The sequence below is a fragment of the Xanthocytophaga agilis genome (genome assembly GCF_030068605.1).
GTDB lineage: Bacteria > Bacteroidota > Bacteroidia > Cytophagales > 172606-1 > Xanthocytophaga > Xanthocytophaga agilis.
Map to the genome: position 1 here is coordinate 106,336 of NZ_JASJOU010000008.1, position 13,323 is coordinate 119,658.

Consider the following 13,323-nt stretch of genomic DNA (forward strand, 5'->3'; position numbering starts at 1 on the left):
GATCTGAATGGTAAGCATTTGCCTATATAAGGACAGATCTCTTCAGATAGCACAATCAGCAGTCATACCCGAATGGATATAAAAGACCTGTTTCTGACCCCAATATATTTATTGTTTATCTATGCAGTTGCATTTATGATAAACAACCGAATCCGCAATAAAGTCATCCGCCCATATTTTATCCCTGCACTCAATGTAAAGATTATAGGAGCTATAGCATTGGGACTCATTTATCAGTTTTATTATTATGGAGGTGATACATACAATTATTTTAAAGATAGTAAAGTTATATGGGAAGCGTTTCTGGACTCTCCATTCAAAGCCATTAGTATTATATTCACGGATAGGCAGTATGATCCCAGCATCTATGAGTATGTAAGACGTATTTATTTCTATGTTGACCCCAATTCCTTTCATGTTGTTCGTCTTTCCGGCTTTTTTGGATTATTCACATTTCATACCTATAGTCTGATTGCTATATTTTTTGCCATTACATGTTTTTCAGGTATGTGGGCATTATACAAAGTCTTTTATGACTTATATCCTCACCTACATAAAAAGCTAGCATATGCTATATTCTTTATTCCATCTGTTTTTTTTTGGGGTTCAGGCCTTTTGAAGGATACAATTACATTAGGAGCATTGGGATGGATGTTTCACGCGTTTTATTTTGGCATTATCAAACGACAACATATAGTAACTAATATTGTGGTTATGTTTGTAGCCATTCTGGTTGTACAAGGTATTAAAGTGTATATTCTGCTCTGTTTTCTACCTGCTGCATTCTTTTGGATTTTTATGGAATATAGAGCACGCATCCGTTCTGGCCTCTTACGGTTTATTACACTTCCCATTGTTATAGCCATATCAATACCCATCAGTTATAGGGCTATTACAAAGATTACAGAAGAAAATACACGTTACCAACTGGATAATATTACAGCAACCACGAAAACCACCGCAGAATGGTTACGTACTGTTGGAACCAATCAAGGCGGATCTGTATATTCACTAGGCGAATTTGATGGTACATGGACAAACATGATTTCCAAAGCTCCAGTTGCGATTAATGTAAGCTTGTATCGCCCTTATCTTTGGGAAGCACGAAACCCTGTAATGATTTTGTCAGCCCTAGAAGCTGCTTTTTTTCTATTTCTTACTGTACGGATCTTTCTACAAATCAAGTTAAGTCGCTTATTTCATATACTTACCTCTCAGCCTATCTTATTATTCTGTATCATCTTTGCCCTTACTTTTTCATTTGCAGTTGGAGTGAGTAGCTATAACTTTGGTACTTTGGTACGATATAAAATACCTATGATGCCTTTTTTCCTGTCAGCACTATACATCATTCAAAGTCAGGCAATCAAAAAGAAGAAGAAAAAACGGAGAGATCCATTTATGGCAGCTCAGCCCAATAACGTTGTTGCAACAACTTAAGGAACAGAATTGTACAAACCAGATAAAATCCCAGAAGCACTATTGACTAAACAGTAAATAACTTAAGAAAATTATCTCTATTTCCTGTTACAGAATATATCCTCTCTATCCTTTCTCTGGAAGCTTTCCCCATTTGAGTACGTAATTCAACATCATGGATCAATAACTTCATACAATCTATCCATTCCTGAGGTTCGGAGCATAGAAAACCATCAGTCCCATGTTGGATGATATCTACATTTACACCAACGGGAGAAGCCAATGAAGGAATTCCTAAAGACATATATTGCAATGCCTTAAATCCACACTTACCACGACTCCACAGATCATCTGTTAATGGCATCACACCTACATTCATTCTCAGCAGATCATCAGCTTCTGTAGCTTTTATCCAGGGTATATACTGTAATGAATTAAGGTCAAAGTCAGGCTTACGATCTGATATAACCAAGAAGGTAAAGGAGTAATCTTCTTCTAGTTTCTTCAAAACTGGCAACAAAAACTCCAGATATCCAATAGTAGAATGAGTTCCTGTCCAGCCAATAACAAAGCTGTCAGTATTTTGTTCTTTTAAGCGATTGTGTAAATTTTTTGTATCAATAGTTGTAGGGTTAATAATAATACTATTTGTATCACTTCCATTGGCTCCCTTAGCATTTCTGGCAAAATCTGCTAGGTATCTATTGCCAGCACTTATCTTCCAGGCCCATCGACAAATACTCTTTGTTTTATGGTGCCACTTTATACCTGCTACAATGCCATTATTCTCAGAGGTATTCGGTAACCATATAGCATCGTCAAAGTCAAAAATGATGCGTTTACGAAATATTTTTGCAATGATCCACTCAATAAATGGTGGACCAACAGGGGTAGCCTCTCTATGGATAAAAACAAAGTCGTATTTATGTATAGAAAACAATAATCCTATTCGACGTAAAAACCCCTTGCCAATTCCTTTTATTTTCTTCCAAGTATTACCTGGTTTATAGAGAATATTCCATGTCTCTTCATCCATAAAGGGAGCTAGCTGATACTGCAAACCATTTTCTGGTAAGAACTCCAGATACTGTTCAAACCGGAATCGTTGAGAAGCAGCGGTGCCCGATGGGTAAGGGAATATAAAAAGAATGGAACGGATAGCTTTTGATTTCTTTTCAGGCATTAGCAGTAGATAGTTTCTGATATACTTCTTCATATAAATCAACTCCTTTCTCCAGATCAAAATAATCAAGGGCCGTCTGACGTAAAGACTCAGGAGAAATCTTACGAATTTCATCAAGCCGACTGATTACTCTATCATATTCAACATCTGTAAAAGCGCTGACTAACTCTCCTGGTGAATAATTCTCCATCAGATAGTTAGCGTCTCCTACATTAGCATTACATAGTACAGGAATACCCATAGACAGGATCTCACCCATTTTTGTTGGAGAGGATGCTTTTTTTGAGAAAGAGGGTTTAATAAAAAATAATGAAATATGGCTTTCTACTAACCGAAGTGGGACTTCCCTTCTCTCAGCTTTCACAATTCGGATGTGGTCATTTGATAATTCATATTTTCGTGCATTATGCAAGATTATTTCAGGATCATCTGGAGTGATAAACAGAAAACGAGCATGTGGATACTGAAGCAGAATCCGCCTAAAGAAATGTAACATCTCGTCAAGCATATACCATGTACCTAGGGAACCCAGATATGAAATCGTTAATTCATTTGTCTCTGTTACTTCATCTTTGCGCTGAAACAGTTGTGTATCAACACAACAAGGTATTACCTGAATAGGAATAGTACTAAAGCCTGACCAGGAATGAATCTCTTGTTTTGCATTGAATGTAAGTGATATTGTATAGTCTGCAAGTTGCAGAAACTCCTTCTCTTTCTTCTTGAAGAATTGATAAACGCTTCTAAAAAGTGGATTCTTCAAATTCCAGATACCACCTTCTATTCGTTCGTCTGCCCAAAAACCTCGCATATCAAAGATAAAAGGAATCTGAAACTTCTTTTTCAGAAAAGTGCCTACCAGGGCTGTGATATAACTACGGCAATGCACTATCTGAAAATGTTTTTTCTCATGAAGGCTAACCGCCTTGTGCCGCATCTTCCTCACATCCCAAAGTGTAGATACTACAGGTGGCTTTTTGGTATAGAAAATGGGTTGCCAGTCAATTTTTTTCTCAAATGGTGCAATAAGTCCCTTAATTATGTCTTTTCTCTTTTCATATGCCTCTGGTTTCTCAGTACTAATAATAGTAAACTGATAGCCACGTTTAGCAAGTCCAATGATATAAGGCAACACTTGTGACTGCCCCAAAGGATCAGTTAAGCCATCATAACTAAGATAAAGAACAGAGGTAGGTATAGTAGGTGTTATAGTATGAATAGTATCTGAGGGCATACAAAGAAGAAATCATTTTAGAGGGCAAATATATCCTTTTTACAATTCATCCTACCTGCCTCTAACTGATTAGAGATCATTGTACGGGTAATAAAAAAGCGCCAATATAAATTGGCGCTCTGGAGAAATAGCAGGATCAGGTATTTTTCTCTAACCAACGGTGTAGGATAATAAGTGTCCACAATCGGTTATATACATATTTTTTTCCGGCAAAAAACTCTTTTTTCATTGTACTCACAATTTCTTTGTTGACATACCCATGGCGTTCTATAACTTCATCGCTTAAATAAGTATCTATCAGATAACGCAGATCTGTCAGCAACCAGTCATACAATGGAATAGAGAAGCCTTGTTTTGGTCGGTTGAATAATTCGGATGGAAGATATTTATAAAGAATCTGCTTTAAGATATATTTGGTAGTACCTCCATTATTTTTTAATTCAGGCGAGATATTTAAAGCCAGCTCAACCAATCTATGATCTAGTAAGGGTACACGTGCTTCAAGGCCATACTGCATACTAGCTCTATCCACCTTTGTAAGCAAATCGTCTGGCAGATACATTACCATATCAAACAAACTCTGCGTTTCTGATGCCGTTAATAGGCGATTCTCTACGACAGGAGGCAAACTCGATTTGGAAAGAAATCCTTTCCCATTTACCCAAGGCTCTCCTACCAGCTTTTTCAGATCAGGATAAGAGAAATATCCTTGTTCCTTACAAAAAATATGACTGGATATATCGTCTTCAGAAAAATATTCCAACAACTCTGCTGCTTTCTGGTATCGGGCTTCTTTTCCTACAGCTAATAGAGATGCCAGAGGTTTTCGCAAAAGTTTAAGCCAACCCTGTGATAGCCGATCTGCCCATTGGTACATACCATACCCATGAAAAAGCTCATCTCCGCCTTCACCTGTTAATACCACCCCTACATACTTACTTGCCATCTGAGAAACAAGCATAGTTGGAATAGCAGATGAATCAGCATAGGGTTCATCATAAATATCCAACATTGTTTCCACTAAGTCTTTTGCATCCTGTACAGAAACAATAAACTCATGATGATTGGTATGTAAATGCTCGGCTACCTCTCTTGCATAAGGAGCTTCATTATGACGCGATTCTTTAAATCCAATAGAAAATGTATTGATAGGATGTGAAAGCTGACGAGCTGTGAGAGCAGCTACTGTACTGGAGTCAATTCCACCACTAAGAAATACTCCAACAGGAACATCGCTGATCAATTGATACTTAACCGAACTGAGTAATAACTCTTCTACACGCTCCATTGCCTGATGCTCATCCGAAATAATTTCCTTGCCAATATTCTCAGTTATCTTCCAGTATTTCTGTTCTTCCAATACATTATCGGAAATTTTTAGCCAGCTACCCGGAGATAGTTTGTAAATATTCTGATAAATGGTGTATGGGGCAGGAATGAAGCCACGATGTAGAAACTCGGCAATAGCAGGCTTATTTAGAATTTTGGATATGGGGAGCGTCAATAAAGCTTTCAGTTCAGAAGCAAAAGCCAGTTTACTTCCATCCCAATAATAAAATAAAGGCTTGATACCTAGTCTATCCCGACACAACCACAGTTCTTTTTTATGTTTATCATACACCGCAAAGGCAAACATGCCATTGAAATAATTTACACAATGTATGCCATCTTTTACAAAAGCTTCAAGAATGATCTCTGTATCAGAAGTTGTCTGTGGTGTAATACCATACTGATTGGTAACCTCTTTGTAGTTGTATACTTCACCATTATAAACAATAACAAATCGATCATTGTTGCTGTAAAATGGTTGGTTTGCACCTTCAGATAAGTCAAGAATACTTAACCGGCGATGCCCTAAGCCACAAATTTCGTCTAAAAAGTGTCCTTCAGCATTGGGTCCCCGATGACGAATAGCGCCAGTCATCTTCCGCAAATCAGATTCAGAAAAAGCTTGTTGAGTTGAATAGAACCCTGTAATACCGCACATAGCTGTAAATAAATAGTTATCCTGACGTAGTACTTTTTAACGCACTATAGCTTGGGTTGACATTTATAAAGTACCGAAAAAGTAACCGTGATTTCAGTAATAATTGAGTCAATTACCTTACAAAGGTAAGGTTTTAAGAAATACAATCTATACCTTATCCGTCGCTCTATATGTTAACCTGTATTTTAACAATTTAGTATATGGAAAACATATTTTCTCCCCGATCAGGAAAAAGTATAGTTTGTCAAATTTGTTACAATCTTTGTCAAGCTTATTTTATAAGCTTTTTCCATAAACATATAAGTCCTTAACCTCTTCTTTCTCTACTACAATTACCTGAGCGCCCAATTGTATAGTCCCACCTTTAATAATCTTTGCTGTTATACCACCATGCCCTCTCATAGCATTGTATCCTCCTGGTCCCAATACTTCTTCCATTCGTGAGCATGGCTGACATAATCCTGTCATTTCCAGAAGAACATCTCCTATATAAAATTGTTTATCTTTTAGTGCAAGTAGATTGAGACCTTTCACCACAATATTACGCCTAACCAGAGCTGGATTAATCTCGTCTACAGATAAGAAGGAGGCAACAGTTGACAAATGTTCTTCCTGAATCAGTGTAACCTGACGGTTGCTGGTAGATCGCCCCTGGTAATGATCACCTACTAATCCTTTCCCAGCAATCGCTTCAACCTGATCTACTGCCTGAACAGGAAATCTTCTCTCCGGACGTAGGCCTATCCATGTAATAATACCAGCTTTAGGAAAATGGCCCATTAATTGGCCTATAGCAGAATCTTTGGGAAGGTTCATTTATTGTAAAACCAGTTTCTAGTTAAATCATAAAGTTTCTTAGAACCTAATCAACTAAGTATATCGGCTAAAGAAAACTGTACTATTCTGAAAATGCAAAAAAGTATCAAAAAGTTCTTTTTCAGCAACATATAAAATAAAAAGGAATTTACAAAAAATGCGCCTTCACTCCGATGGTATAGGAATGAAGGCGCATAATCAGAAAATAAATAGCATGTAGAAAAACTTCCACAATGTATTTATTTGATAAATATTATTGAGGCACAGAATATTGATATCCTGTTTCTTCGGCTATCCGTTTGGCACGTTGCTGATACAATTCAGGAGAATTAGGGGCAAATGTTCCCAATCCATCTACATACCTGTTGAACATACAGAAGGCGGCTGCAATCAGAACCGTATCATGAATTTCCAGGTCTGTAGCTCCTGCATCCTTTGCCTGTGAGATTTGTTCTTCTGTAACATGTTTCCCTCCCTGTTGTACACTTTTAGCAATGGTCAGTAAAGCTTTCATTTTATCGGAGATAGGAGCTGACAGATAATCCGTCTTTACTTGTTGTACAATCTCCGAGTCCGGATAGTAGTATTGGGCCACAGCCCCATGAATACTCTGACAGAAAAAGCAATCGTTGAGATATGAGACAAAAGTTGCGATCAACTCCCGCTCTCCTTTTAAGAGACCTTCATCAATACGTAACAACGCTTCTGCTAAAGCATTTAAAGGTTTTGCTGTATAGGGACGAAACGCCATAAGTCCCCGAATACCAGGTAATTCTTCAGGAAGTTGGATATGAGCCATAAGGATAAGTACGTTTAATGTATATTAGACTGCGGCAGAAACTGGTTTAGGCATTACATATCCTATGGTACCCATACGTTCCCCCATCTGAGCATAGGCGCTTATGTCGTCTTTTGCAGGAGCAATAGTTGCCAATCCATCTACATATCTGTTGAACATACAAAAAGTAGCAGCGATTAATACAGTATCATGAATATCCCGATCTGTCGCCCCAAAACTCCGGGCCAGTGCAACATCGTCCGTTGATACGGTACGGGCATCTTTCTGAACTCTTCCGGCAATGGTCAATAGGGCTTTAAGCTTATCAGAGATAGGTGCATTCTGATAATCCTCCAATACCAGATCTACTGTCTGTTGTTCGTCTTTGTATAGGTACCGTGCAGCGGCTGCATGGCTACAGGAACAGAAAACGCAAGCATTTAGAAAGGATACATACGTGGCAATCAACTCCCGCTCAGCAGGACTTAATGGGGACTCACCTCTCAGTAAGATCTGGGCTAACTCATATAAAGGCTGGCCCGTGTCTGGACGAAATAAAACCAGACTCCGAATACCGGGTACTCCTTCTGGCAAAGAAATGTGTGGCATGGTATACTCTGTTTAGAAGTTGTAAGAATACTGTTTTATCACTAGGAAAGTATTATTTTAGTATCGTTCTGTCTTTGGATGGAAGGTCTGCCAGCTATGCCAGAACTCCTGATAGGCGTTCACAGGTCTGAGACCAGCAATTTTACTGTCATTACTCACTGATTGGCCACTAAGTAAAAATGACTGATCACCAGAAAATAAGGTATCGTTCTTCACAGTAAAGAGAGCCTCTGAAGTTGGGCGAGCAAAGGCTGTAAAGCTTTTGTTGTCGTTAGCCAGTACCAGCACTATAGGCTTATTGCCTATGGTTTCATTGATAATCCGTTCTTTCTTCAGACGATTCCAGTCAAAGGCTTTGCTATATTTATCTATCTCAATCCCTACTACCCATGACTTATCTTTCCAGGAAAGACTGTCCGTCCGTGTCAGATCACCTTTACTTTTGCCATCTTCATAGGTAAGTAACCCTTTGTATTTTTCTTCAGCGGCTACATCGGGTTGCATAATCAGACTTTTCGGATGGAGAGCTAACCATTGGGACAAGGTCATCTGTTCTGAAAGCAGTTCTGTTAAAGCTTCACCTTTCCGTTCACCTGTGATAGCCTCCCCTGTAGCCTGCCGCCACCAACTGCCGGTAGCAGCATCTTCAAACATGGCATTGAAGTGGTCCATTCCTACTAATCGGAAGGTTTCAGGTTTACCATTCACAGCGGGATCGAAAATTCGACCTGTACGACATACCGAGCAATATGTCACCATTATAGGCTTGCCTCCTACTGTATCTAGCACCTGATGGTGATAGGCAATCAACTGAATGGGATAGGCTCTGGCTTCTCCATTCAATACAATTCCAGTTATCAGTTTTTCTGTTTTGACTTTATTCTCCTGTTTATTCAGCATTTGTAGCTTTTCTGGCTGATAAAACATATGATCAGCAGACATACGGAAATTGAAGAAGTAGATTACTCCCAGCAAAACAACCAAACCACCCACTACAACCCAACGTTGTTTCTGATACATTGGCCAAATGCTGGCTAGTATGGCTAAGCCGAACAAACTTCTGAAAACCCATCGCCACGAATAGAGAAAATAGGCAAAATCAATGCTTTCCATACGTTGACTACCGGGCATGGGCATAATAAAATAGACATTCAGTATTTCAAACAATAGAAATCCGGCTAATCCAAGATAAAAGAGCAGTTTCATAACAGATGGTAAGGTGTAACTAACTATAGAGAATACATTATTCAGGCGTCTTTTCGTTTACTTCCCGATTGTAAAAAGCAACAATCCAGGCTATAATAAAGGTAGAAGAAAATAGCAGTAGTGCATTGTTGAATCCTCCTACTACAGATACCAGATTACCCACAAAAAACACAGCTGTAGCCGTGAAAAAACGTCCGATATTGAAGCAAAATCCAGTAGCAGTAGCCCGGATCGATGTTGGAAACAGTGCCGGTATGTAACTGGATAGTGTTCCCTGACTAATTCCAAAGAATAGCGCAAGTACTGCCGTTTCTATATAGATTACAGGCGAAAACTGTTTGTTCATAAACAAAGCGATACAGGCCACAATACAGCCACTAAACGTAAAGAGTAATGTATAGCGGGTTCCCATGGCACGAATCAGGAAGCCAGACACAATCCCCCCTATGATCCCTCCCATTCCAAAAAGCATCATGACAGTACCTCTTTCCTTTTGTCCATCAGAGGTATTGGAAAGTAAGCTCTGTACCCAGGTAGGCACCCAGGAAAAAACGGCCCACAAACCAATCAGCACAGAGCCAAAAATCAGCCCCCCTATCAGCAAATTTCTGCGGTACTCGGGCGAAAAGATTGTGTGCATATCTACAGCTTTTGTTTTGCGGGCATCTTTCCATTGAGCTGGCTCAGACAAAACCACAGGTAACACTAAAGACAATGTTACAGGTAGTACACCCAACCAGAATGCATGTTTCCAATAAGGAATCTGGACGTTCAGAATACCTGCCAGTATAATACCAACAGGAAATGCCACGGCCAGAATGCCTAGTGCAATGGGACGAGTTTTCTCGTCCCATATTTCAGCTATGTATACAGTGCTGATTAGCAATACCCCTCCTACGCCTATACCTGCTATAAAACGACAGGCCAGTAAAATATGCCAGTCTGAGATAAATACAATGCACAGTGTAAACAGGCCATACAAACCCGTAGAAAAAGCCAGTGTTTTTAACCGACCTACTCTATCACTGACAATTCCCAGGGTCAACCCACCCAGCATCCAGCCATAGATAAAAGCAGAATTCAGGTAAGCTCCGATGCGTCCCATTTCTGCTTCTGATACACTTGTCTGCAACAATTCAGGAATAGCCACAGGCAGGTATACGGATAACAAGGTAGAGACAGTACCTCCCAGAAGATAACAGATCAGGCACAATCCAAAAGCAAGCGCATTGCGCAAGCTAACTACTGGCTGAGTAGAAGTAATTGTTTGCATAGGAAAAATGATTAGGCAACAATGAGTTTAATTCCATAATTTTTCATTCAAATGTCAGACTCAAATAATACAATCCTCCCACAGCAGGTGACCCATAGGCTTGCATTCTGTATTGATTGGTAAGGTTGCTGGCCCCTAACTTGAGCATGGTGCGTATAGTAGGAATACGATAGCTAACCTGTGCATCCAGCAAGCTATAAGATGAAATACGGCCTGGTGCTAACTCGGTGAAGGTGCTATACCAGTCAAAAGCAGATTGCCAGTGCCAGGCAATGCTAAAGCCTACTTTATCAAACAGATTGGCATTGCTTACAGTCAGGTTGGTTTTCCATTCAGGTGTATTAAAAGCAGGAATGTTATTGGGATTAGCATCCAGTAAATTAAATTTTGACCAGGTAGAGTTGGCATTTACCCGATACCCTTTGGGAAGAAAATAGGTTAGCCCCAGTGAGGCACCCTGAGCTGTTACCCGGTCTGCGGCATTGGTATACAGCTGAAAGGCTTGTGTTTTCCGATTCAGAATATCCTGTGCAGCTGCCGAATTAATACTACCATCTCCTGCTAATACAGGGCTGTCGGGACGAATAACCACCTGGTTAATCAGGAAGTTGGTGTACCAGCTTTGATAGAAGTTCAGATCTATCATTACATTTTTGCCAAGCAATCCTTTGTACCCAATTTCAAACGATTGAAGTTGTTCCGGACGAATGTAGGGCACATTGGATTTTACCAGCTTTGATTTGTTGTTTTCAACAGCCTGTGAAAAAGAAACACCCTGTTGCATATCAGCTTGGAATCCGCTGGCAAAGGCACCTACAGAAGCCGCAGTAAAGGAGTTTTCATAGGCATTCAATCCGGCACTATTGGCAGGAGCACCACCCAAGATAATAATAGGTCCAACATTCAGCTTAATAAACTGATCAGGAACCGTAGGGTTTCGGAATCCGGTCTGGTAAGAGGCTCTGAAGTTATGATTCTGAGTAGGCGAGAATACAGCGGAGGCACGTGGTGTAAAGTTGCCATCAAAGTTCTCATTCTTGTCATAGCGGCCAGAAGCAATAAGTTTTAATTTCTCATTGAATAAGGTTTTAGAGGCCTGTACAAACAAACCATACTCCTTCACCCGTACTTTGTTTTCTTTGTCATCAAACAAAGTACCATTGGTAAACATATCATAATAGCGGAAGTTACCACCTGCCTGTAACTGAACAACTTTAACCAGTGAACTTAAATCATACTGGGCATCTATATGATAGAGTTTACTTTTACTCAATACGCCTGCACCTGCCAGACCTGCGGTGTGAATCAGGCGATCTTTTTGCTGATTAAAGTTTGTTGTTCCTGGTAAGAAACGTCCTTCATCAGCAAAATTTCGGGCAGCGGTATGATTGCCCGCCGTTACATTCTCAACACTCCCATTATAGGCAGCAGCATAACGGGTAAACCAAGTGGCGTCTGCCTTATCCGGAGTTACTATATTTCCGTCCAGATCCTGCACCCAGGTTCGGTTAAGTTGTTGAGCCAGTGAACGGCTATTGTAGGAGTTGGTTGAGTTTTCAGCAGTAGAATATGCCCGAACAAAGAAATTGGTTCCACGTAGTTCTACTCTATGTTGCCATAAATGGAAGTCATTTAGTGCAAACCGGCTACTTCCTGTGTAGTTGGTAGTTCCCTGACTATAATTAGCCTGATAAATAGCTTCCAGCTTGTCTGTAAAACGATAATGCACGGCACCATTTAGTTTCACACTATATACACCATAAGGTGACAAATCTTTTTCTTCATAGCCTGTGCGTGACACTCTGCCAATCCCCTGAAGTGTTTGTGCTACTTCATCTCCATAAATATTTAATGCATTACGTCCTGGGTTGGAAGGACCACGTTGATTAACAGGGGTATTAGGATCAATATCAGTATAATTACTTCCATACCAGTCTGTTCCTGTCAGATAGGAAGCATTTACTTTAAAAGCCAGCTTTTCATTGATAGCCTGAGCATAACGCAGGGATGTTTCATTAAACAGTTTTGCACCTCCCCCAGCAGGATCAGACAAATGGTTTACTCCTACTTTGGTTTGTGCACTCAAACCTGTATACTGAAATGGATTTTTTGTACGGGTCATCAGTAGTCCATTAAAGGCCACCGGACCATACAAAGCAGAGGCTGCACCCGGGATTAGTTCGACACTCTCCACATCCAGATCAGAAGAGCCAAACAAATTCCCTACCGCAAATCCCAGACCGGGTGTCTGGTTGTCTACACCATCGATAAGTTGTAGAAAACGGCTATTGCCTGTACCATTAAATCCTCTGGTATTGATTTGTTTGTAGGTAAGACTACTAGTCACCATATCTATAGACTTCACATTCAGCAACGCATCATAAAAGCTCACAGAAGGCGTCTGCTGGATCATACGAACGTCCATTTTTTCGATACTTACAGGCGAACGCAGAATGTTCTCTTCCACACGGGAAGCAGAAACTACTACTTGCTGTAACAGTTCATTGGCTACCACCAGACTCACCTGTATAGGTTGTCCACTGCTGGCTGTAATCTCCTGTTTATCATATCCAATCATTGAGATCACCAAAACAGGATTATCGGTTTTAGAGGTTATTTCAAACACTCCTGAAGCATTGGTAACAACTCCTTTTGTAGTGCCTTTTACAGTAACAGACACACCTGCCAATGGCTTTTGCGTAGAAGCATCGGTGATAGTACCTGTCAAGGTTTGTGCAATAGAAAATGTAACACTACAGAGAAATAAAAGGCAAGCGTACAGTTGTTTCATAAATTGATTACGAGTTTAGGGGTAAAT

General features: G+C 39.9%; 10 protein-coding genes. 1 reads left to right on the top strand and 9 read right to left on the bottom strand.

Going from position 1 to position 13,323, the window contains the following annotated elements; translation table 11 throughout:
• The first annotated feature begins 72 nt into the window (after positions 1–72).
• The gene (locus QNI22_RS21960; protein ID WP_314513995.1) at positions 73–1,440 is read left to right on the top strand and encodes a hypothetical protein; all 1,368 of its coding nucleotides are present in this window, start codon (positions 73–75) and stop codon (positions 1,438–1,440) included.
• A 46-nt stretch (positions 1,441–1,486) separates the two neighbouring features.
• Here the strand turns inward: QNI22_RS21960 and QNI22_RS21965 are convergent, their stop codons facing one another.
• From QNI22_RS21965 to QNI22_RS22005, 9 genes are all read right to left on the bottom strand, one after another.
• Complete coding sequence (locus tag QNI22_RS21965; protein ID WP_314513996.1) at positions 1,487–2,602, bottom strand: glycosyltransferase; 1,116 nt, start codon at positions 2,600–2,602, stop codon at positions 1,487–1,489.
• Positions 2,595–3,836, bottom strand: a complete 1,242-nt coding sequence (locus tag QNI22_RS21970; RefSeq protein ID WP_314513997.1) for a glycosyltransferase — start codon at positions 3,834–3,836, stop codon at positions 2,595–2,597. The genes QNI22_RS21965 and QNI22_RS21970 overlap by 8 nt, the downstream gene beginning before the upstream one ends.
• Positions 3,837–3,972: 136 nt before the next feature.
• Positions 3,973–5,823: an asparagine synthase (glutamine-hydrolyzing) gene (asnB, locus tag QNI22_RS21975; protein ID WP_314513998.1), complete on the bottom strand. Its 1,851-nt coding sequence runs from the start codon at positions 5,821–5,823 to the stop codon at positions 3,973–3,975.
• Between the two features lie 276 nt (positions 5,824–6,099).
• Entirely contained in the window at positions 6,100–6,639 is a 540-nt protein-coding gene (locus tag QNI22_RS21980; protein ID WP_314513999.1) for an MOSC domain-containing protein, read from the bottom strand.
• A gap of 253 nt (positions 6,640–6,892) precedes the next feature.
• Entirely contained in the window at positions 6,893–7,438 is a 546-nt protein-coding gene (locus tag QNI22_RS21985; RefSeq protein ID WP_314514000.1) for a carboxymuconolactone decarboxylase family protein, read from the bottom strand.
• A 24-nt stretch (positions 7,439–7,462) separates the two neighbouring features.
• Positions 7,463–8,026 carry a carboxymuconolactone decarboxylase family protein gene (locus tag QNI22_RS21990; RefSeq protein WP_314514001.1) on the bottom strand — a complete coding sequence of 188 codons (564 nt, stop codon included), beginning with the start codon at positions 8,024–8,026 and terminating at the stop codon, positions 7,463–7,465.
• Between the two features lie 57 nt (positions 8,027–8,083).
• Positions 8,084–9,232 carry a DUF3179 domain-containing (seleno)protein gene (locus QNI22_RS21995; protein WP_314514002.1) on the bottom strand — a complete coding sequence of 383 codons (1,149 nt, stop codon included), beginning with the start codon at positions 9,230–9,232 and terminating at the stop codon, positions 8,084–8,086.
• A 37-nt stretch (positions 9,233–9,269) separates the two neighbouring features.
• Positions 9,270–10,505: an MFS transporter gene (locus tag QNI22_RS22000; RefSeq protein WP_314514003.1), complete on the bottom strand. Its 1,236-nt coding sequence runs from the start codon at positions 10,503–10,505 to the stop codon at positions 9,270–9,272.
• Positions 10,506–10,548: 43 nt separating this feature from the next.
• Positions 10,549–13,296 (bottom strand): TonB-dependent receptor, encoded by a 2,748-nt coding sequence (locus QNI22_RS22005; protein WP_314514004.1) that lies wholly within the window; start codon positions 13,294–13,296, stop codon positions 10,549–10,551.
• Positions 13,297–13,323 lie beyond the last annotated feature (27 nt).

Excerpts from the sequence above, each read along its gene's own strand:
- QNI22_RS21990 (WP_314514001.1), bottom strand. The coding sequence starts at position 8,026 with ATGCCACACATTTCTTTGCCAGAAGGAGTACCCGGTATTCGGAGTCTG.
- QNI22_RS21965 (WP_314513996.1), bottom strand. The coding sequence starts at position 2,602 with ATGCCTGAAAAGAAATCAAAAGCTATCCGTTCCATTCTTTTTATATTC.
- QNI22_RS21980 (WP_314513999.1), bottom strand. The coding sequence starts at position 6,639 with ATGAACCTTCCCAAAGATTCTGCTATAGGCCAATTAATGGGCCATTTT.
- QNI22_RS21960 (WP_314513995.1), top strand. The coding sequence starts at position 73 with ATGGATATAAAAGACCTGTTTCTGACCCCAATATATTTATTGTTTATC.
- QNI22_RS21970 (WP_314513997.1), bottom strand. The coding sequence starts at position 3,836 with ATGCCCTCAGATACTATTCATACTATAACACCTACTATACCTACCTCT.
- QNI22_RS22005 (WP_314514004.1), bottom strand. The coding sequence starts at position 13,296 with ATGAAACAACTGTACGCTTGCCTTTTATTTCTCTGTAGTGTTACATTT.
- QNI22_RS21995 (WP_314514002.1), bottom strand. The coding sequence starts at position 9,232 with ATGAAACTGCTCTTTTATCTTGGATTAGCCGGATTTCTATTGTTTGAA.
- QNI22_RS21985 (WP_314514000.1), bottom strand. The coding sequence starts at position 7,438 with ATGGCTCATATCCAACTTCCTGAAGAATTACCTGGTATTCGGGGACTT.
- asnB (WP_314513998.1), bottom strand. The coding sequence starts at position 5,823 with ATGTGCGGTATTACAGGGTTCTATTCAACTCAACAAGCTTTTTCTGAA.
- QNI22_RS22000 (WP_314514003.1), bottom strand. The coding sequence starts at position 10,505 with ATGCAAACAATTACTTCTACTCAGCCAGTAGTTAGCTTGCGCAATGCG.